The organism is Salinarimonas rosea DSM 21201 (genome assembly GCF_000429045.1).
In the GTDB taxonomy this organism is placed as follows: domain Bacteria; phylum Pseudomonadota; class Alphaproteobacteria; order Rhizobiales; family Beijerinckiaceae; genus Salinarimonas; species Salinarimonas rosea.
Window position 1 is genome coordinate 337,413 of record NZ_AUBC01000001.1, and the last position, 20,545, is coordinate 357,957.

Annotated in this window: 16 protein-coding genes; 2 read left to right on the forward strand and 14 right to left on the reverse strand. The window is 72.5% G+C overall.

Going from position 1 to position 20,545, the window contains the following annotated elements; all coding sequences use genetic code 11:
* Positions 1-91: 91 nt before the first annotated feature.
* Positions 92-1,183, reverse strand: coding sequence for an FAD-binding oxidoreductase (locus G407_RS0101635; RefSeq protein ID WP_029029409.1), 1,092 nt, complete (start codon positions 1,181-1,183; stop codon positions 92-94).
* A 40-nt stretch (positions 1,184-1,223) separates the two neighbouring features.
* Positions 1,224-2,495: an aromatic ring-hydroxylating oxygenase subunit alpha gene (locus G407_RS0101640; RefSeq protein ID WP_029029410.1), complete on the reverse strand. Its 1,272-nt coding sequence runs from the start codon at positions 2,493-2,495 to the stop codon at positions 1,224-1,226.
* Between the two features lie 275 nt (positions 2,496-2,770).
* Here G407_RS0101640 and G407_RS0101645 point away from each other — a divergent pair, with 275 nt between their 5' ends.
* Positions 2,771-3,883 carry an S-(hydroxymethyl)glutathione dehydrogenase/class III alcohol dehydrogenase gene (locus tag G407_RS0101645; RefSeq protein WP_029029411.1) on the forward strand — a complete coding sequence of 371 codons (1,113 nt, stop codon included), beginning with the start codon at positions 2,771-2,773 and terminating at the stop codon, positions 3,881-3,883.
* Positions 3,884-3,890: 7 nt separating this feature from the next.
* On the opposite strand, the gene G407_RS25120 is transcribed toward G407_RS0101645, so the two are convergent.
* The 11 genes from G407_RS25120 to G407_RS0101700 all read right to left on the reverse strand — a co-directional run bounded on the left by G407_RS25120 (position 3,891) and on the right by G407_RS0101700 (position 18,294).
* Positions 3,891-6,521 (reverse strand): hybrid sensor histidine kinase/response regulator, encoded by a 2,631-nt coding sequence (locus G407_RS25120; RefSeq protein WP_043538627.1) that lies wholly within the window; start codon positions 6,519-6,521, stop codon positions 3,891-3,893.
* Complete coding sequence (locus tag G407_RS0101655) at positions 6,518-8,665, reverse strand: EAL domain-containing response regulator (RefSeq protein WP_029029412.1); 2,148 nt, start codon at positions 8,663-8,665, stop codon at positions 6,518-6,520. The genes G407_RS25120 and G407_RS0101655 overlap by 4 nt, the downstream gene beginning before the upstream one ends.
* A gap of 377 nt (positions 8,666-9,042) precedes the next feature.
* Positions 9,043-9,630: a MarR family winged helix-turn-helix transcriptional regulator gene (locus G407_RS25125; RefSeq protein ID WP_052340819.1), complete on the reverse strand. Its 588-nt coding sequence runs from the start codon at positions 9,628-9,630 to the stop codon at positions 9,043-9,045.
* A gap of 223 nt (positions 9,631-9,853) precedes the next feature.
* The gene (locus G407_RS30095) at positions 9,854-10,198 is read right to left on the reverse strand and encodes a hypothetical protein (RefSeq protein ID WP_052340820.1); all 345 of its coding nucleotides are present in this window, start codon (positions 10,196-10,198) and stop codon (positions 9,854-9,856) included.
* A 106-nt stretch (positions 10,199-10,304) separates the two neighbouring features.
* Positions 10,305-11,201 (reverse strand): ABC transporter permease, encoded by an 897-nt coding sequence (locus G407_RS0101670; RefSeq protein WP_029029413.1) that lies wholly within the window; start codon positions 11,199-11,201, stop codon positions 10,305-10,307.
* On the reverse strand, positions 11,198-12,139 hold the full coding sequence (locus G407_RS0101675) for an ABC transporter permease (RefSeq protein ID WP_029029414.1): 942 nt from the start codon (positions 12,137-12,139) through the stop codon (positions 11,198-11,200). Before G407_RS0101675 ends, G407_RS0101670 begins: the two co-directional genes overlap by 4 nt.
* A gap of 161 nt (positions 12,140-12,300) precedes the next feature.
* Positions 12,301-13,818, reverse strand: a complete 1,518-nt coding sequence (locus G407_RS0101680) for an ABC transporter substrate-binding protein (RefSeq protein ID WP_029029415.1) — start codon at positions 13,816-13,818, stop codon at positions 12,301-12,303.
* 46 nt (positions 13,819-13,864) lie between these two features.
* Positions 13,865-14,971, reverse strand: coding sequence for an ABC transporter ATP-binding protein (locus G407_RS0101685; protein ID WP_029029416.1), 1,107 nt, complete (start codon positions 14,969-14,971; stop codon positions 13,865-13,867).
* Positions 14,968-15,954, reverse strand: coding sequence for an ABC transporter ATP-binding protein (locus G407_RS0101690; protein ID WP_029029417.1), 987 nt, complete (start codon positions 15,952-15,954; stop codon positions 14,968-14,970). The genes G407_RS0101685 and G407_RS0101690 overlap by 4 nt, the downstream gene beginning before the upstream one ends.
* Positions 15,951-16,706 (reverse strand): DUF1028 domain-containing protein, encoded by a 756-nt coding sequence (locus tag G407_RS25135; RefSeq protein WP_052340821.1) that lies wholly within the window; start codon positions 16,704-16,706, stop codon positions 15,951-15,953. The genes G407_RS0101690 and G407_RS25135 overlap by 4 nt, the downstream gene beginning before the upstream one ends.
* Before the next feature lie 19 nt (positions 16,707-16,725).
* On the reverse strand, positions 16,726-18,294 hold the full coding sequence (locus tag G407_RS0101700) for a gamma-glutamyltransferase family protein (RefSeq protein WP_210163059.1): 1,569 nt from the start codon (positions 18,292-18,294) through the stop codon (positions 16,726-16,728).
* 275 nt (positions 18,295-18,569) lie between these two features.
* Between G407_RS0101700 and G407_RS25140 the strand changes: the two genes are divergently transcribed.
* Positions 18,570-19,304 carry a FadR/GntR family transcriptional regulator gene (locus G407_RS25140; protein ID WP_084327179.1) on the forward strand — a complete coding sequence of 245 codons (735 nt, stop codon included), beginning with the start codon at positions 18,570-18,572 and terminating at the stop codon, positions 19,302-19,304.
* Between the two features lie 15 nt (positions 19,305-19,319).
* On the opposite strand, the gene G407_RS30100 is transcribed toward G407_RS25140, so the two are convergent.
* Positions 19,320-20,462, reverse strand: coding sequence for a DUF2865 domain-containing protein (locus tag G407_RS30100; protein ID WP_029029419.1), 1,143 nt, complete (start codon positions 20,460-20,462; stop codon positions 19,320-19,322).
* Positions 20,463-20,545: the final 83 nt, after the last annotated feature.

Sequence of the window (20,545 nt, forward strand, 5' to 3'; positions counted from 1 at the left end):
TGGCTAGACCGGTGCGGTTTCCCGCGCAACCCTTGTGATTTCCCCGATACCTCCTTGGAACGGCTCCAATCCGGGAGCGGATCGCCTTCCCTCAGCGCTCCACCACCACGTTCGAGCGCGGCTTCGAGCAGCACAGCAGCACCATCCCCGCGTCGATCTCGCGCTGGCGGATGCCGCCGGCATGCGCCATCTCGACGGTGCCCTCCCGCTTCTTGGTCTTGCAGGTGCCGCACAGGCCCTTGGTGCAGGAGGCGGGGAGCCGCATGCCCGCGAGGCGGGCGGCGGCGAGGATCGTGGTGTTCTCGTCGCAGGGCACCGTGCGGCCGGACTTGGTGAAGGTGATCTCGAAGGTCGCGAGCGTCTCGTCCGGCGGCGGCGGCGCGGCCTCGCGCTCGCGCGGGGAGAGCTGGTCGAAGTCGAAGCTCTCCTCGTGGTAGCGCGCCATGTCGTGGCCGGCGTTCGCCAGGAAGTAGCGCACGGCGGCCATGAAGGCGGGCGGGCCGCAGCAGAAGATCTCGCGCTCGCGGAAGTCCGACGACAGCGTCGCGACGAGCTCGGGCGAGAAGCGCCCGCGATAGCCGGACCAGGAGCGCTCGCCCTCGACGCTCTCGACCACGTGCGCGACCCTCAGGTTGAGGCGCCGGTGCGCCATCAGCTCGAGCTCGGCGCGGAAGACGATGTCGCGCGGCGTGCGGGCGAAATGGACGTAGAGCGTGTCGAGGTCCTCGCCGACGTCGAAGTCGCGGCGCACGTGGCTGATCAGCGGCGTCGCGCCCACGCCTCCGGAGATGAACAGGCGCTTGGGGCTCGGGTGCGCCCAGGTCGAGAACTCGCCCATTGGGCCGACCGCGCGTACGACGTCGCCGACGCGCAGGTTGTCGTGCAGCCAGTTCGAGACGACGCCGCCGACGCAGCGCTTGACCGTGATCGCGACCGTGTGCGGGCGCGTCGGCGAGGAGGCGATCGTGTAGCAGCGGTTGATCGAGCCGCCGTCCACGGGGAAGTCGAAGGTCAGGAACTGCCCCGGCGCGAAGTTGAACTGCCGCGGCTCGGGCGAGACGAAGACGAAGGTCTTGACGTCGTGCGTCTCCTCGTAGACCGCCCGGCAGATCAGCCGGTCGTCCTCCTCGCAATCCCAGACGGGGTAGAGCGCCTCGAGCGAGAGGCCATGGCGGGCTGGCATGGGCGAGGCTCCGCGGTGGCTTTGGCGGTGGCGGCGGGGATCAACGGGTCGCGTCGGCGGCGAGGCCGGCGCCGAGCCGCTCGACGTACCAGGCGACGAACCGCTCCACGAGCCCCTCCGTCCAGGGCGAGTACGGCCCCGGCTCGTAGGCGGGGCTCGCCACGCCCTTCTGGCCGATGGCGACGAGCGCGCCGTCCTGCTCGTTCGTGGCGCGCCAGACCTCGGTGAGCCGCTCGACATCGTAGTCGAGCCCCTCGACGGCGTCGCGGTGGACGAGCCACTTCGTCCGCAGGAGCGTGCGGTCGGGCGCGAGCGGGATGACGCTGAAGCTGACCGCGTGGTCCGCCATGAGGTGGTGCCAGGCGTTGGGCTGCGTCCAGAACGACAGCCCCCCAAGCCGCGGCTCGGAGAGCGCGCCGAGCAGGCGCCGGCAGGCGGAGCGCGTGTCCATCGTCTGCGATTCGCCGGCGCGGTCGATGGCGAGGCGCTGCGTGCGAAAGCCCGTGGGGCAGCCGGCCAGCCGCTCGATCTCGGCGAAGGGCAGGCCCTCGCGGGCCCAGCGGGCCTCGAACTCGGCGCAGATCCGCTCGTAGGCCGCCATGGCGGCGGCGCGGTCGGCGTCGGCGTCGTCGGGCGCGAAGCCGAAGCCGTACTCGAACAGGGAGACCGTAAGCTCGGGATGGTTGGTCGCGCAGTGATAGCACTCGCGATTGTTCTCCATCGTGAGCTTCCAGTTACCCTCCTCGATCAGGTCGATCGACGCCGCGACCTTCGCCTCGGCGAGGCCGTGGGGTGCAAGATAGGGGGTCACTGCCGCCGCCATAGCGTCGAAGTCGGCCGGCGGCTCCTCGGCGAGGCAGACGTGGACGAGGCCCGCGAGGCTCCTCACGTGCACGCGCTTCAGCGCATGGCAGGCGCGGTCGAAGCCCGCGCCCATGTGCTCGGCGTGGAGCAGCGCGCCGTCGAGATCGTAGGTCCACTGGTGGTAGGGGCACACGAGCTTGCCGACGACGCCGGCGGGCTCCGACAGGATGCGCGCGCCGCGGTGGCGGCAGACGTTGTGGAAGGCGGCGAGGCCGCCGTCGTCGTCGCGCACGACGATGATCGAGGCCGTGCCGATCTCGACCGTGACGTAGTCGCCCGGCTCCGCCACCTCGCCCTCGACGGCGACGAAGATCCAGTGGCGCCCGAAGACGAGCGCGAGATCGCGCTCGAAGATCTCGGCGCTCGTGTAGAACGGCGCCTCCAGCGAATGGCCGGGCCTGCGCCGCGCCAGGAGCTCCTCGACCGCAACCGCGCCGTCTCGTGCCATCGCGCCCTCGCGAAACCCGGGCCACCCGATCCGCCGAGTGTGACGACGGCCGCCCGGGCGCCTTTCACGCGAGCGACGCCGAATGTCGCTTTCGCGCCATGGGGTCGCGCGGGACCCGAACCATCGCAGCTCGGCCGGGCATCGCGCTCGACCGACGCGTCCCTCCACGTCGCGCGCACGTCATTTCCCGTCGCCTCGAGGCTGGCGCGCGCGCCCCCGGACGGGCAGTCTCGCGGGCACGAATCGACGACGAACCCGACGGGGAAGGACACGCCATGAAGACGCGCGCCGCGGTCGCCTGGGAGGCCGGCAAGCCGCTGACGATCGAGACCATCGACATCGAGGGGCCCCGGCCCGGCGAGGTGCTCGTCGAGGTTATGGCGACCGGCGTCTGCCACACCGACGCCTACACGCTCTCGGGGATGGATTCGGAGGGCAAGTTCCCCGCGATCCTCGGCCACGAGGGCGCCGGCATCGTGCGGGAGGTCGGCGCGGGCGTGACGACGCTGAAGCCGGGCGACCACGTCATCCCGCTCTACACGCCGGAGTGCCGCAACTGCAAGAGCTGCCTGTCGCGGCGCACCAACCTCTGCACGGCGATCCGCTCGACGCAAGGGCAGGGCGTCATGCCCGACGGCACCAGCCGCTTCCGCTGCGACGACGCGCCGGTGTTCCACTACATGGGCTGCTCGACTTTCGCGAACTTCACGGTGCTGCCGGAGATCGCGCTGGCCAAGGTCCGCGAGGACGCGCCGTTCGACAAGATCTGCTACATCGGCTGCGGCGTCACGACGGGCATCGGCGCCGTGATCTACACCGCCAAGGTGTGGCCCGGCGCGAACGTCGTGGTCTTCGGGCTCGGCGGCATCGGCCTCAACGTCATCCAGGGCGCACGCATGGTCGGCGCCGACAGGATCATCGGCGTGGACGTCAACCCGGGCAAGCGGGCGATGGCCGAGAAGTTCGGCATGACGGATTTCGTCGATCCCAACGAGGTCGGCGTCGACAAGGTGGTGCAGGCGATCGTCGACCTCACCGGCGGCGGCGCGGACTTCTCCTTCGACGCCACCGGCAACGTCGACGTGATGCGCCAGGCGCTGGAGTGCTGCCACCGCGGCTGGGGCGAGTCGATCGTCATCGGTGTGGCCGAGGCGGGCCGCGAGATCGCGACGCGCCCGTTCCAGCTCGTCACCGGCCGTGTCTGGAAGGGCACCGCCTTCGGCGGCGCCCGGGGCCGCACCGACGTGCCCAAGATCGTCGACTGGTACATGGACGGGAAGATCAACATCGACGACCTGATCACCCACACCATGCCGCTCGACGAGATCAACACCGCCTTCGACCTGATGCACGAGGGCAAGTCGATCCGCTCGGTCGTGGTCTACTGAGGCCGCCTCAGGCGGCGGCCTCGCGGTCCTTCCCGTCCTGCGCCGTCGCCTCCACCGCCGCCTCGGCGGTGGCGAGCGCGCGGGCCGCGAGCGCGGTGCCGACGCGGGCGTACTCGAGCCGCAGCGCCGCGACGTGCTCGACGCCGCGGGCGGCGAGCTCGTCCTCCTCGACGCCGCGCTTGGCGAGGCTCAGCTCGTAGATCCCGATCGCGCCGATGTTGGCGGCGCTGGAGCGCAGCGCGTGGACGTGGTCGCGGAAGGCCTCCGCGTCGCCGCTCTCCACCGCCTCGTCGAGGGCGTCGAGGAGAGCCTGCGCGTCGCCGAGGAAGGCGCTCGTCACCTCGTCGCGGAAGGCCGCGCCGCCGAGCCGCTCGAGGTCGTCGAGGGTCTTCGTCCGCAGCGCCGGGCGCTCGCCCTCGCTCTCGCCCGCCGCGGCCGGCGCGGTGTCGCCCGCCTCCGCCTCGGTCTCCTCCTCGAGGACGGCCGGCGCGTCGTCCGGTCCGGGGATGTGGATGAATCCGCCGGCGGGCTCCGCGCGCGCGACGTCGGCGAGAACGGCGAACAGGCGCGCGGGCTCGATCGGCTTCGTCACGCAGCCGACCATCCCGGCCGCCTCGCACAGGCGCCGCGCCTCGGGCGTGGCGTCGGCGGTGAGCGCCACGATGGGGCTTCGTTGGCTCGCGTCGGGCTGGGCCGCGCGGTAGAGCTTGGCGGCGAGGATGCCGTTCATCACCGGCATGTTGACGTCCATGAGCACGACGTCGAAGGGCTCGGCGATCATGGCGTCGAGCGCGCTCTTGCCGTCGGCGACGATCGCGGCGCGGTGGCCCTCGCGCTCCAGGATGCGCGCGATCACCTTCTGGTTCGTGACGTTGTCCTCGGCGACGAGCACCTTGAGCGGCCGTTCCGGGCGCGCGTGGGCTCGCTCGCGGCCCGCCTCGCCGAGGTCGACGAGCCCGCCGGCCACGCCCGCGAGCCGCAGCGCGGCCGCGACGTCGCCGTCGAGCGCCCCCGCGGGAAGCGCGCTCGCGAAGAGACGGCGCGCGGCGCCGTCGACGACGATGCCCTCCGCCCGCACGAGGATGCTCGCCGCCGGCGCGGCGCCGGCCTGCGCCAGCGCGGCCATCGCGTTCTCGGGCGCGCGGCCGAGCGCGCGCGGGTCGAGGACGAGGAGCACGCGGCCCGACGCGGCGCGGATCGCGGCGGCGGCTTCATCCAGGTTCGAGGTCGGCACGGGCCGCGGCCCGAGCGGGGCGATGCGCTCGCCGAGGCGCCGCGCGCCCTCGCCCGGGGCGAGGATCACGACCTCGACCGGCGGCAGGGTCTCCATCTCGCCCGCGGCCTCGCGGTCGATCGCGGCGCGGAAGCCGAAGCGGAAGGTCGAGCCCGCGCCCGGCGTGCTGTCGAGCGCGATCGTGCCGCCGTTGAGCTCGACGAACTGCTTGGCGATGGCGAGCCCGAGCCCGGTCCCGCCGTAGCGGTTGATGATGCTCTCGTCGGCCTGGGCGAAGCTCTCGAAGATCCGCGCCTTCGCCTCGGGCGCGATCCCGATGCCGGAATCGGCGACGCTCAGCCGCAGCATCACCTCCCCGCCCTCCTCCCGCTCGCTCTCGCAGGTGACGGCGACGTGGCCCGTGTCGGTGAACTTCACCGCATTGCCGAGGAGGTTGAGGAGGATCTCCTCCAGGTGCTTGCGGTTCCCGCGCAGGCGGTGGGGCGTGGCGGCATCCACGTGGAGCGTCAGCGCAAGGCCCTTCGCCCGCGCCTGGGCGCGCACCAGGGCGGTCGTCTCCTGGAGCAGCGCGTGCAGGTCGAAGGCGACGACGTCGGAGGGCATCAGCCCGGCCTCTAGCCGGGAGAAGTCGAGGATGTCGTTGATGTGGTCGAGCAGCACGCGGCCCGCCGCGTTGATGGTGCGCGTCATCTCGCGCTGCTCGGCGTCGAGCTTCGTGTCCTCGAGGAAGCCCGACATGCCGATGATGGCGTTGAGCGGCGTGCGCAGCTCGTGGCTGACGCTCGCGAGGAAGAGGCTCTTCTGGCGCGAGGCGTTCTCCGCCTCCTGCTTGGCGCGCGAGAGCTTGCGGATCAGCGAGGCGGCGTAGAGCGGCAGGATCACGAGGCCGATCGCCAGGCCCGCGGCGAGCTTGGGGTGCTCGCCCCAGTAATTGTCCTGGGTCAGGACCAGGGCGAAGCCGGCGACGCCCAGCGCCATGGCCGCGTAGAGATAGCGGACACCGAAGCGGAAGCCGTTGCCGAAGATGACCCAGAGGTAGATGGGATAGAGGATCGCCGTCGTCTGGCCGCCCACGGCGAGGCCGTAGGAGAGCGCGCCGAGATCGAGCACCATCGCCGCCACCCGGCGCGGCGGGCAGGCGTCGCGCACGAGGAGGATGTGGCCCAGGAAGCCGAGGCCGGCGAGCCAGTACAACGTCACGACGGCGAGCGGCTGCTCCACCCCCTCGATGCCGAAGAACCGGCAGGCGAGGAGGTAGACGAGGATGATGCCGCCGATCACGAGGCGGTTGATCACCATCTCGTGCTCGCGGTCCGGCCGGTCCCGGAAGGCGCGAATGCGCGAGGTACGCTCCTCGGCGGCGCCGAGCGCGTGCGCGGCGACGGTGGGGCGCTCGGCGCTCACGCGGAGAGCCTCATCGTGGCGCTCTCCCGCACCAGCGCGACGAACTCGGCGGCGGGGACGGGCTTGGAGAACAGGTATCCCTGCGCCTCGTCGCAGCCTTCCGCGCGCAGGAGCCCGACCTGCTCGGGGCTGTCGACCCCCTCGGCGATGGTCTCGATGCCCAGCGAATGGCCGAGATTGACGATCGCGCGCACGATCGCCGCGTCGTTGGGGTCGTTCTTCATGTTGCGCACGAAGCCCTGGTCGATCTTCAGCCGGTCGACGGGGAACTTCTTCACGTAGGCCAGCGACGAGTAGCCCGTGCCGAAATCGTCGATCGAGAAGGTCACGCCGAGCTTGCGCAGCTCCGAGAGCTCGGCGGCGACGGCCTCGGCGTTCTGCATCAGGATCGTCTCGGTGATCTCGAGGTCGAGGAGCTCGGGATCGAGCGTCGATTCCGAGAGCACGTCGAGGACGAGGTCGCGCATGGCGAGCTTGCGGAACTGGATCGGCGAGAGGTTGACGCCCACCCGCAGCCGCGGCAGCCCCATCGTCTGCCAGGACTTCGCCTCGCGGCAGGCCTCGCGCATCACCCACTCGTTGATGGGGATGATGATGCCCGTCTCCTCGGCGAAGGGCAGGAAGTCGAGCGGACGCACGAGCCCGCGCTTGGGATGGCGCCAGCGCACCAGCGCCTCGGCGCCGACGATGCGGCCGGTGCGCAGGTCGATCTGCGGCTGGTAGTGCAGCTCGAACTCGCGGTTGGCGATCGCCCGGCGCAGGTCGGTCTCGAGGGTGATGCCCTCGCGCGCCGCCGTGACCATGTCGGCCGAGAAGAAGCGCAGCGCGTTGCGCTCCTCGGCCTTGGCCCGGTACATCGCGATGTCGGCGTTCTTGATGAGGTCGTCCGTGTCCTCGCCGTCGCCGGGATAGAGCACGACGCCGAGGCTCGCCCCCACCACGATGTCCTCGCCGGCGATCCGGAACGGGTTGCCGATCGCCGCGATGAGGCGCCTGGCGAAATCGCGGGCCTCGTCGGCGTTGCGCACGTCCGTCTGGAGCACGGCGTACTCGTCGCCGCCGAGCCGCGCCACCGTGTCGGTGTCGCGCACGATGTGACGCAGCCGCTCCGCGACGGTGCGCAGGAGCTCGTCGCCGCGATGGTGACCCAGCGCGTCGTTGACGCTCTTGAAGCGGTCGAGGTCGACGAGGTGGAGCGCGAAGAAGCGGTCGCCGCGCCGGGCGCGGGCGATCTCGCGGCGCATGCGGTCCTGCAGCAGCGTGCGGTTGGCGAGCCCGGTGAGCGCATCGTGATGGGCGAGATGGACGAGATGGCTCTCGGCCTTCTTGCGGTCGGTGATGTCGAGCGCCGTGGTGAGCACGGCGATCACGTGCCCGTCCGCGTCCGAGAGCGGGGACTTGGTGACGACGAAGGCGTGCCTGGCGCCGTCGCGGTCGGTCACCTCCTCCTCGTAGCTCGGCAGCGCCCGCGCCGAGCGGAAGACGAGCTGGTCGAGGGCGAGGCTGCGCTGGGCGCGCTCGGCGCCGATCAGGTCCGAGGCCGGCCGGCCGATCGCCTCGGCCTGGTCGATGGCGGCGAAGGCGGACATGTGGGCGTTGAGGAAGATGCACGCGCCGTCGCGGTCGTGCGCGCTGATCAGCGCGGGCACGGTGTCGATCACCTGCGCCAGGCGCTGGCGGCTGTCGCGCAGGAGCGCCTCGCGGGAGCGTTCGCTGTCCTCGAGCTCGCGCTCCAGGAAGGAGGCGCGGCTCTTGATGATCTGCGCCTGGCGGCGCATCTGGAGGAGGTTGCGCGCCCGCGTGAGGAATTCGGCGTGATCGACGGGGCTGAGCAGGAAGTCGGTCGCCCCCGCCTCCAGCGCCTCGAGCCGGAACGAGCGCTCCTCGTAGACGGTGATGGCGATGACGGGCACGTCCTCGCAGCCGGGCAGCCTGCGGAAGCGGCGGGTGAACTCCGCGCCGGTCATGGTGGGCATCTTGAAGTCGGTGATGACGAGATCGGGCGTGCGCGCGGCGAGGCGCTGGAGCGCCTCCGCCGGATCGCCGAAGGCCTCGACCTCGACGCCCTCGGCGATCGACGCCGCCAGGCGCGAGAAGATGTTTCGGTTCGTCACCCGATCGTCGAGGATGATGATCAAAGGCATGCGCGCGACACCGTCCCGTACTCGTGCCCGGCCGAGGGTCGCCGGAGCATGGTCGCCGAGCGTACGGGCGAAGTCTAAAAGAACATTCAACGCAGCGAGAAGCTCTCGCCAACGTCGATAGTCGACACTTCGGTCGTTTCGGAGATCAACACAAAGCAAGCATTGGAACGATTTCATTGGGGATCGGGGGCGAATAGAAATTAATCGACCCCGCATGGCACGACGCGTGACCGCGTCCTCCTGTCGCACGCGCCTCCGGCGCCCGGCATTCGTGACGGTCTACCGGGCAGGCACCTTCCGCGCGACGCCGGCGGGCGTTTGACCGCAGGTTGTGCGACGGGCGCCGGCGTCCGCGGCGGTCTCCCGCCGCCCGCGTCTCACGCGGTCTGCGCGAGATCGCGGGGCGCGTCCTCGGGCTCGGAATCGGGCTCGTCGGGCTCCTCGTCGGCGGCGTCGAGGCCGCGAGCGTCGGCGCCGGAGACCTCCGCGAGATTGCGCGCGAGCTTGCGCAGCAGCTTGCGCAGACGCTTGCGATCCTTCGCATCGAAGTCGCCGAGCAACTCGGCCTCGACGTCGTCCCAGAGCACCGCGATGGCGGCGGCCTTGGCCGCGCCCTCCCCGGTGAGCCCGACGCGCACGACGCGGGCGTCGTCGGGCTCGGTGCGCCGCTCGACGAGGCCGAGGGCGGCGAGCCGCGAGACGGTCTTGGAGGCGGTGGGCGGGCGCACGCGCAGGATGGCGGCGAGCTCGCCCATCGTCATCTGGCCCTCGGCGGCGAGCGCCTGGACGACCTGCTCCTGGCCCGCGAACAGCCCGAGCTCGCCGAGCCTGTCGCCCATGCGCGCGCGATGCAGCCGCGCCGCCTGGACCAGTGCCCAGCCGACGCTCTTCGCCCCCGGATGCTTGGAGCCCGGGTGCTTGGAGCCCGGATGCTTGGTCCCCGAATGCTTGGATTTGTCGTTCATGCCCGTTCGCCCGACCGCCTCTGCCGGTCTCTCCATCGGCCAAATGAATGAAGCCTGGATGACAGCCGCCGAAACAAGTCGCGGCCGAGCGGTCGTGTCCGAGTTGCCGCGGCGACGCCGACGGTGCGGCGGCATGCACTGGAAGAAGGTTCGCGTGCGGCGGTGCGGGCCCCGTCCGACGCGGCCTAAGCGGTGCCGCGGGCCGGGGACGGCGATCCGTCCGTCAGCTCGCGCCGGGCTCGGCCGTGGTCTTGGCGCTCGACTTCGTGCTCGATTTGGCGCTCGTCTTCGCGCTCGTCTCGGCGCCCGGCTCGGCCTTCTTGCGCTTGGCGGCGCGGGCGGTCTTCGCGGCCTTCTCGGCCGCCTTCTCGGCGGCGACGACGGCGGCGGCCTCGGCGTCGGAGGCTTCCTTGGCGAGCCGCAGGGCCCGCAGGCGGGCGGTGCGCTCCTCGACGGCACGGGCCTCGTTGTCGTGATCGACCCAGGCCTGCGCGTTCTCGCGCTCCTTCGTGGCTTGAGCCTCGGCGCGCACGCGCCTCGACTCGTCGGTGGGCGGCGTCTTGGTCACGCGGCGTCCTCTTCCAATCGACGCTCGATCCTCTCGCGTCTTCCGTGCACCATCTGTACCAGTTCACGGCCTCCGGGGATACCGCTCGCGCGGCCGACCGCCCCGTTCACTTCCCCTTGGGGTCGAGCGCGTCGCGCAGGCCGTCGCCCAGCACGTTGAAGGCGAGCACGGTGACGAAGATCGCGAGGCCCGGGAACACCGCCATCCACGGCGCCTGCGCCAGGAAGCGCTGGGCGGAATTCAGCATGGAGCCCCAGGACGGCATCGGCGGCTGCTGGCCGAGGCCGAGGAAGGACAGGCTCGCCTCGGCGATGACGGCGGTGGCGATGGTGAGGGTCGCCTGGACCAGGATGGGCGGCAGCACGTTGGGAAGGACGTGGCGCAGCGCGATGCGCCAATGCGGGTTGCCCACGGCCCGCGCCGCCTCGACCCATTCCTCCGAGCGGGCGGCGAGCACCTGGCCGCGGGTGAGACGGATGAAGATCGGCGTCGCCGTGACGCCGATGGCGATCATCGCGTTCGTCAGGTTCGGTCCGAGGAACGCCGCGAGCGCGATCGCCAGGATGAGGAAGGGGATCGCCAGCATCGCGTCGGTGACGCGCCCGAGCACGCCGTCGGTCCAGCCGCCGACGTAGCCCGCGAGAAGGCCGAGCGGGATTCCGGCGGCCATGGCGATGAGGACGGAGATCACCCCCGCCGCGAGCGAGGCGCGCGCGCCCCAGATCACCCGGGAGAGCACGTCGCGGCCGACCTCGTCGGTGCCGAGCCAGTGCGCGGCGGACGGCGCCTGGCGCACGGCCGACCAGCTCTGCGCGGTCGGGTCGTAGGGCGCGATCCACGGCGCGAGCAGCGCGCAGGCGACGATGACGAGGACGACGACGAGAGAGGCCATCGCCGCGGGGCGACGGCGCAGGCGCCGCCAGGCCCGCCGGCCGGGGCTCTCGATGACGAAGGCGTCGGCGTCCGGCGCCGTCGCGGATGCGGTCGCGGAACCCGGGGTCATGAGCGCAGCCTCGGGTTCGCGAGGATGTAGCCGATGTCGGCGAGCAGGTTGAGCACGATGTAGGTCGTCGCCGTCACGAGCACGACGCCCTGGACCACCGCGTAGTCGCGGTTGAAGACGGCATCGACGATGAGCTTGCCGAAGCCGGGGATCGAGAAGATCTGCTCGGTCAGCACGGCGCCCGAGAGGAGCGTGCCGAACTCCAGCGCGCCCAGCGTGATCACCGGGGTGAGCGCGTTGCGCATGGCGTGCTTCCACACCACGGTGCGCTCCGAGAGGCCCTTGGCGCGCGCCGTGCGCACGTAGTCGCTGTCGAGCGCCTGGATCATGGCCGAGCGGGTATGGCGCATGATCACGCCGGCGATCGCCGTGCCGAGCACGAAGGCCGGCATGATCGTCGTCGCGAGCGAGCGCTGGAGGTCCTCGAAGGGGCTCACGTAGCCCGAGGCCGGCAGCCAGCCGAGATGCACGGCGAAGAGCAGGATCATCATGATCCCGAGCCAGAAGTTCGGCGTCGAGATGCCGGCGAGGCCGACGACGTTCACCACCCAGTCCCAGGCGGAGTTGCGCTTCACCGCGGAGAGCACGCCCGTCGCCACGCCCAGCACGAGCGCGATCAGCATCGCCATCACCGCGAGCTGGATCGTGACCGGGAGCTTCTGCGCCACGAGCTCGGAGACCGGCACCTTCAGGCGCATCGACTCGCCGAGGTCGCCGGCGAGCACCTTGCCGATCCACATCGCGTACTGCACGGGGATCGGCTGATCGAGGCCATATTGCTTGCGGATCTGCTCGATGACGACGGGATCGCGCTCCTCGCCCGCCATCACCAGCGCCGGGTCCCCCGGCATCAGGTGCTGGAGCGAGAAGATCAGCACCGACACGAAGAACAGCGTGGGGACGAGCTGCGCGAGCCGCTTGCCGATGAGCTGGAGCACGGTCCTCTCCGTTCTCTCCCCTCTCCCGGACGGGAGAGGGGCCGGGGGTGAGGGATTCGGTTCGAGGGCGAGGGCGCGGCCGATGCAGGCGTGTTCGCCGAGCATCGAGCCGCACGCCCTCACCCCTGCCCCTCTCCCGTCCGGGAGAGGGGTTCTTCGGGTCACTCCATCGTCACGCCGACGAGGTTGACGAGGCCGTCGGGGCGGGGCGTGTAGCCCTGCATGGCCTTCGTGTGGGCGATCAGCACGGCGCGGTGGTAGAGGTAGAGCACCGAGCCCTCCGTCAGCCACACGTCCGCGACGTCCGAATAGGCCTGCATGCGGCCCTCCTGCGTCGTCGCCGTGCGCGCCTGCGTCAGCGCCGCGTCGACCGCCTCGCTCGCGAACTTGCCGTAGTTCAGCGGGCCGGTCGAATGCGCGAAGGAGTAGATGTTGCCGTCCGGGTCGGGCCGGCCCGACCAGGCGAGCATGAAGGCGCCGAAGCGGCCGGCCTCGGCCTCCTGCAGGCCCGTCGCGAACTCGACCACGCGGATCTGCATGTCGAAGCCCGCCTCCGCCGCCATGGCCTGGATCACCTCGGCGACCTGGCGGACCTCCGGGTTGTTGGGCACCATGAAGTCGACGACGATCGGCGTTGCGACGCCGGCCTCGGCGATGAGCGCCTTGGCCTTCTCGACGTCGCGTGCGGGGACCGGGTAGGCGTCCTGGTACCAGGCGTTCTGCGGGTTGACCCACTGGTTGCCCGGGAAGAAGGCGCCGTCGAAGACGACCTGGTTGAGCGCCGCGCGGTCGATGGCGAGGTTGAGCGCCTGGCGCACGAGCGGGCTCTCGGCCAGCGGGCCGGTGGCGCCCTCGCCGTTGGCGACGTTGATCGTCATGCCCTGGTAGCCGAGCTCCGTCGTCGACTCGAGCACGAGGTCGGCATCCGCCTCGATCGTCGGGATGTCGGTCGCGAGCGCGCGCTCGATCAGGTCGAGCTCGCCGGACTGCAGGTTGGCGAGGCGCACGGTGGAATCCGGGATCGGGCGGAACTCGACGCGGTCCACATCGATCGCGTCCGCGTTCCAGTAGTCGTCGAACTTCTCGAGCACGATGCGGTCCTGCTGGACGCGCTCGACGAACTGAAAGGGCCCGGCGCAGACCGGGTTCGTGCCGAACTGGTCGCCCGCGGCCTCGGCGGCGGCGGGGGACACGATCATGCCGGAGCGATCGGTGAGCGTCGCGAGCAGCGGCGCGAAGGGGCTCTTGAGGGCGAGCCGCACGGTGAGCGGATCGACGACCTCGACGTTCTCGACGATCGAGAGCTCGCCGCGGCGGAAGGAGCCCTCCATCGTGCGGTGCCGGTCGAGGGAGTACTTCACGGCCTCCGCGTCCATCGGCGTGCCGTCGTGGAAGGTGACGCCCTCGCGCAGGCGGATCGTCAGCGAGAGGCCGTCGTCGGAGGTCTCGTGCGAGACCGCGAGCTGCGGGACGATGTCGAGGTTCGCGTCGATGTCGAACAGCTTGTCGCAGAGCGACGCGAAGACGATGCGGCCCACGTAGGTGCGCCCGAGCGACGGATCGAGCACGTCCGGATCCTCGGCGAGCCCGATCCGGACCGTCGTCTGCGCGCTCGCGCCGGCGGCGGAGAGGCCGAGCGTCGCGGTGGCGAGCGCTGCGGCGAGTACCATGCGTCTCATCTCGAGATGTCTCCCTCGTCGTGCCGGCTTTCCCGGCGGGTTCCCCTCATTGCGCCGCGGCCTGCGCCGCGGCGGCCTCGTCGTCGCCGGCGAAGGCGGCGAAGAGGGTCTCGAGCCTCGGGTCGCGGGCCGGCTCGCGCGGCGCGAGATCGCGCGCGTCGGGCAGCCGGGTCGCGAAGAGGCAGGCGGAGGCGTGCGTCGGGCTCACCGCCGCGAGCGGCGGGCGGGCCTCGGCGCAGACCGGCTCGGCATGCGGGCAGCGCGTGCGCAGATGGCAGCCCGAGGGCGGCGCGAGCGGGCTCGGCACGTCGCCTTCGAGCAGCCGCCGCTCGCGCCGCGCCAGCGGCGAGGGCGCCGGGATCGCGGAGAGCAGCGCGCGCGTGTAGGGGTGGCGCGGGTTGTCGAAGATCTCGTCGGTCGTGCCCGTCTCGACGATGCGCCCGAGATACATGACGCAGACCCGGTCGGCGATGTGGCGCACGACGCCGAGATCGTGGGAGATGAAGACGTAGGCGAGACCGAGCCGCGCCTGGAGATCCTCGAGCAGGTTGAGGATCTGGGCGCGGATCGAGACGTCGAGCGCCGAGACCGGCTCGTCGCAGACGATCACCTTCGGCTCGACCGCGAGCGCGCGGGCGATGACGATGCGCTGGCGCTGGCCGCCGGAGAACTCGTGGGGAAAGCGCGCCGCCTGGCGCGGGTTGAGCCCCACCCCCGCGAGCAGCTCCGCCACCCGGGCCGCGCGCTGCGCCGGCGGCACGATCGCGTGCAGCATCAGGGGCTCGGCGAGGATCTCGCCCACCGTCATGCGCGGGTTGAGCGAGGCGAACGGATCCTGGAAGACGATCTGCGCCGTGCGGCGCAGGCCCCTCAGGTCGCGCTCGCGGGCATGCGTGACGTCCGCGCCGTCGACGACGATGCGCCCGCTGGTCGGCTCGACGAGGCGCAGGACCATGCGCCCGAGCGTCGACTTCCCGCAGCCGGATTCGCCGACGAGCGCCAGCGTCTCGCCCGCATGGACGGCGAGGGAGACGCCGTCGACCGCCTTCACGCTCGCCGTCGTGCGGCCCAGCAGCGTCCGCTCGGCGACGAAATGCTTGACGAGGTCGTGCGCCTCGAGCACGGGCGCGGGGGAGGACGCGAGGGGCTTCATGCGGCGAGCTCCTCGAGCGGCGCGCGCCAGCAGCGGGTGGCGCGGTCCCCGCCGATCTCGACGAGGTCCGGCATGGTCTCGCAGCGCGTGATGCGGAAGGGGCAGCGCGCCGCGAACCGGCAGCCCGCGGGCGGGCGGGACATGTCGGGCACGGTGCCCTCGATCGCGGCCAGGCGTCCGCGCGCGCGGTCGAAGCGCGGCAGCGAGCCGAGGAGCCCCACCGTGTAGGGATGCTGCGGGAAGCGGAACAGCTCCTCCACCGGCGCGCGCTCCACCACCTGGCCGGCATACATCACGGCGACGTCGTCGCAGACCTCCGCGACGACGCCGAGGTCGTGGGTGATCAGCACGACCGCTGTGCCGGTCTCCTCGCGAAGCGCGCGCATCAGGTCGAGGATCTGCGCCTGGATCGTCACGTCGAGCGCGGTCGTCGGCTCGTCGGCGATGAGGAGCCGCGGCTCGCAGGCGAGCGCCATGGCGATCATCACCCGCTGGCGCATGCCGCCCGAGAGCCGGTGCGGATAGTCGTGGAAGCGCCGCGCCGGCTCGGGGATGCGCACCCGCGCGAGCATCTCGACGGCGCGCTCGGCGGCCTCCCGCTTGCCGACGGCGCGGTGGCGCACGATCGCCTCCACGATCTGGTCGCCGATCGTGTAGGACGGGTTGAGCGAGGTCATCGGCTCCTGGAAGATCATCGCGAGCCGGTCGCCGCGCAGGTCGCGCAGCGTGCGCTCGCTCTCGGTCAGGAGATCGCGGCCGTCGAAGAGGACGCGGCCCGTCACGCTGGTTCCGGTCCGAGGCAGGAGCCCCATCACCGCGAGCGACGTCACGCTCTTGCCGCAGCCCGATTCGCCCACGATCCCGAGGGTGCGCCCCGGCGCGACCGAGAAGGACACGCCGTCGACCGCCCGCGTGCGTCGTCCGTCCGGCCCGGTGAAGCCGACCGCGAGGTCCTCGACGGAGAGGATCGGCGCCTCGCTCATGCCGCGGGCGCCTTCCCGGCCGCCGGCTCGCCTGCGTCCTGGGCCTGCGCGGCGGCGACGGCGGCGGCGATCTCGGAATCGATGCGCGCGCGGTCGGTGATGCCGACGGGATCGGCCCCGGTCGCGAGATAGCGCTTGAAGTGCACCCAGCGCTCGCGGGAGACCCGCTCCAGGCGGGCGAGCTCGGCGATCGGCTCGGGATGGTCGTCGACGCGGATGTCGAGGTCGGGCCAGTCCTCGGTCCCGTGGATAACGAGACCGGCGGACTGCTTGCCGCGCTTGTCGCCGCCCGCCGCCTCGCCCGCCGCCATCGCCACGAGGAGCCGGCGCGGGAAGGGCAGGGCGGCGTTCTCGCGAAACGCGCGCGCGGTCTCCTCGAGCACCTGCGGCCCGGCGAGCATGTTGCCGGCGAGCCCGCAGAGATCGTCCGCGATCGCCCCGCACCAGTCGACGCAGTCCGTGCCGGTATGGGCGGCGAAGCGGCCGCGGGCGTCCATCACCTGGACCTGGCGATGATCGCGGCCGGAATCGTCGGCGACGAGGGCGTGGACGACCTCCGCTGCGCCCGCGCCGCCGCGCAGGAGAGCGAGGCCGCGGGGGCCGTAGAGCGGGTTGATCAAGGCCTGCGTCGCGACCGCGCCGGTGCCCGGCGCGATGAAGGGCACGCGCGCGCCCACCGCGAAGAAGCGGCTCGCCACCGCGATGCCGATGGCGCCGGTCTCGGGGTCCCTCGCGACGATCGACCAGGTCATGCGCCCCTCCCTCGGGTCCTCAGTAGCCGACGACCTGCCCGTCCTTGCGCGGATCGGAGCCGCCGGCATAGCCCCCCTCGATGCGGTGGATCAGCTGCGCGCCGCCGAAGCCGAAGCTCGCGTCCGGCGCCTCGACCTCGATCGCGTGGCCGAGCGCGCCGAGCGCCTCCAGCGCCGCCGTGCCCAGGCTGTCCTCGATGGCGACCGTGCGGCCCGAGACGAAGCGCCAGCGCGGCGCGTCGGCGGCGGCTTGTGGGTCCTGCCCCCAGACCTGCGTGCGCAGCGCCATCTGCAGGTGGCCCTGCGCCTGCATTGGCCCGCCCATCACGCCGAAGCTCATCAGCGGCGCGCCGCCCTTCGTCAGGAAGCCCGGGATGATGGTGTGGAAGGGTCGCTTGCGCGGGCCGACCCGGTTGGGGTGGCCGGGCGTCGTGACGAAGCCGAGCCCGCGATTCTGCAGCGAGATGCCCGTGCCCGGCACGACCACGCCCGATCCGAAGCCGGCGTAGTTCGACTGGATGAAGGAGACCATCATGCCCGAGGCGTCGGCGGCGGTGAGGTACACCGTGCCGCCGTGCCGCGGCGCGCCGGCGCCGAAGTCCTGCGCCCGCGCGGGGTCGATCAACGCCGCGCGCCGGGCGAGATAGTCGTCGGCGAGCAGATCCTGCGCGGACACCTCCGTCATCGCCGCCGGATCGGCGACGTACGCCTCGGCGTCGGCGAGCGCAAGCTTCATCGCCTCGATCTGGATGTGGAGCGCCGCCGGATCGTCCGCCGCGAAGCGCTCGAGGCCGAGGTGGCGGGTCATGCCGAGCGCCATGCAGGCGGCGATGCCCTGGCCGTTCGGCGGGATCTCGTGGAGCGCGACGTCGCCATAGGTCGAGGAGACCGTGCCGCACCAATCCGCCTCGTGGGCGGCGAGGTCGTCCTCGTCGAGCGCCGCGCCGTGGGCGCGGGCGAAGTCGGCGATGCGCCGGGCGAGCGCGCCGCGATAGAAGGTCTCGCCCCGGCTCTCCGCGATGGCGGCGAGGCTCGCCGCCATGTCCGGCGAGCGGAAGACCTCGCCCGCCGCCGGCGCACGGCCGCCGGGCAGGAAGTGGTCCGCGAAGCCCGGCTGATCGGCGAGCGTGCGCTCGGCGCGCTTCCACAGCGCCGCGATCACCGGCGAGACCGGGAAGCCCTCGGAGGCATAGGCGATCGCCGGCGCGAACAGATCGGCGAAGGGCAGCTTGCCGAAGCGCTGCGACAGCGCCACCCAGGCCGAGACTGCGCCGGGAACGGTGACGCTCTCCCAGCCGCGCTCGGGCATCCCGTTCGGGAAGCGGTCCGGCGACCAGCCGGCGGGGGAGCGGCCCGATGCGTTCAGCCCGTGCAGCCGCTCGCCGTCCCACAGGATGGCGAACGCGTCCGACCCGAGGCCGTTGCCCGTCGGCTCCAGCACGGTCAGCGCGATGGCGGTGGCGAGCGCCGCGTCCACGGCATTGCCGCCGGCGAGCAGCATGCGCAGGCCGGCCTGCGCCGCGAGCGGCTGCGAGGTCGCGACCATGTTCCTCGCGAGCACCGGCGAGCGGCGCGAGGCGTAGGGCATGTCGTGGCGCAGCTGCACGGGACGCTTCCTTTCGCGGCGCCGCGAGGCGCCGAACCAATCACGATTGTCACGCACCGAGGGCGCGGGGCCGAGCCCCTCGATGGGAAGCGGGAGCTTAGACACGGCCCATTTACCGTGCAAGCCGAAGCCTGCTCATTCTATATGCGCCGATTGCCCGAGCGGACGCCGCGCGTCGTCCCGGCCCGGGCTCGACAAGGGTGGGCGATTGGTCGTACCAATAGACATTGGTGCGGCCGGGACATGCCGCGAGCGTCATGGGTGACAACGTGGACGACATCCCGGACGATGGCCGGCCTGCGGCTGCGCGCAACCCGGCGCCGGACGACGATCCGGTCCTCGGGCGCGTGCGCGACGCGCTCGCCGACGGCAGCTTCGTCGCGTCCGGTCGCGTCATGCCCGAGCGCGACATCGCCGAGGCGCTCGGGGTGGGCCGGCGCGCGGTGCGCCGCGCGCTCGGCACGCTGGAGGCGCAGGGCCTGATCTGGCGGCGCCAGGGCCAGGGCACTTTCGTCTCCGCCCCGCCGGCGCCCAAGGCGCGGCGCTTCGCCGGCATCGCGGCGCTCACCAGCCCCGCCGAGATCATGGAGGTGCGCCTCGAGATCGAGCCCGTGCTCGCGCGCCACGCGGCGCTGCGGGCGGCGCCGGTCGATGTCGAGGGCCTGCGCCGCCTCGCCGAGCGGTCCCGCGACGCCGAGACGGACGCGGACTACGAGCGCTGGGACCAGGTCTTCCACCGCCGCATCGCCGAGGCGATGCGCAACGGCCTCTTCCTCGCCGTGTTCGAGGCGATCGAGGCCGTGCGCGAGGATCCCGTCTGGCGGCGCCTGCGCGAGAGCACCCGCTCGCCGGAGCGCCGCGCGGCGCTCGCCGCCGAGCACCTCGCCGTCGTCGACGCCATCGCCGCCAGGCGCCCCGAAGCGGCCGAGCGCGCGATGCGCGAGCACCTCGCCTCCATCGCCGCGAGCCTGGGGCTGCCGCCGGGCGGGTGAGACCGAGGATCGGCCTCAGTTCAGCTGGGTGAAACCTCCGACCCGGGCCACCTGTCGCATAGCCGGCGCTCGGACGGGCGCGACGCGGGCGATGGCGCCGACAGGATCGCTCTCCTCGAAAACAGGCCGCGGTGGCGGCAGGACGCCCGCCACGATCGCGAAGCCCGCCGGAGCCGGCGCGGCCGCGGGTGCGGCCGAGGGCGCCGCGACCGGCGCCGCGTGGAGCCCGTGCGGGCGCGGGGGCGGCAGCATCGCGACCGCGATCGCGCGCGCTTCGGCAACGGGAAGCGACACGTTCGGGATCGAGGCCGTGCGCGTCGGTGCGGCGCGTGCCGCGTCGGGGCGGCTCGCCGCGTAGGCGCGCCAGGTGGCGGCGTGGCGGGGGCCGAGGGTGGCGGCGACCATCGTGCGCAGCGCGCGCGGGGCGGCGCCGGGCGCCTCCACGTCCGGCAGCGCGCCGTCGCGGCCGACCACCCGCGCGCCGTCGGCGGTGACGATGACGTCGCCGGGCCGCAGCGTGCGGTCCCCGGCGGCGAGCCGCTCGGCGGCGCTGCGCTCCGGCTGGGCGCAGCCGCAGCCCGCGACGCGGGTCTCGCGGTGGGCGAAGGCCCGAGGCAAGTCCGTGTAGGGCGCGCCGCCGGCGAGCGCGCGGGCGTCCGCGATGTCGCGCGAGCCGGTCGCCGCGAACAGCGCCGTCTGCGCCGCCGGGCAGGCGGCGGCGCAGGCTTCCTCGTGGAGCGAGAGGTCGCGGGCGGTGCGCAGGTCGCCGAGGGGGAAGAAGTAGCCGTCGCAGGTGCGCACGCAGAAGCTGAAGCGGGCGGGCGCCGGAGCGGGTGCCGCGGCCGTTCGCGGCGCCGGTGGCTCGATCGACAGCCGCGCCGGCGCCACCACCGCGGCGCGGCGCGCGAGATCGGTCGCCGCCGGCCCGTCGGGCCGGCCGAACAGCGCGACCCCGTTCCCCGCCGCCCGGTCCGCCCGGAAGAAGGCGAGGGCGTCGGGCCCGGCGACCACGCCGGCACCGGCGAGGACCATCGCCCCGGCGAGCCCGAGCGCCAGGAGCACGCGCCGCCCCGCGCGCGGCGGCGAAGCCTCGGCGGGCGTCGGCGCCTGCGCGGTCAGGCGGGCGCGGTGGGCGCGCACGAGCGCTGATCCGGTCACGGCTCACTCCTCGGTCTGGAACCGGGCGTACCGAACCGGAACGTGTCCCCGCGCGCAATCTTCACCTTTCGTTAGGGTTAAGC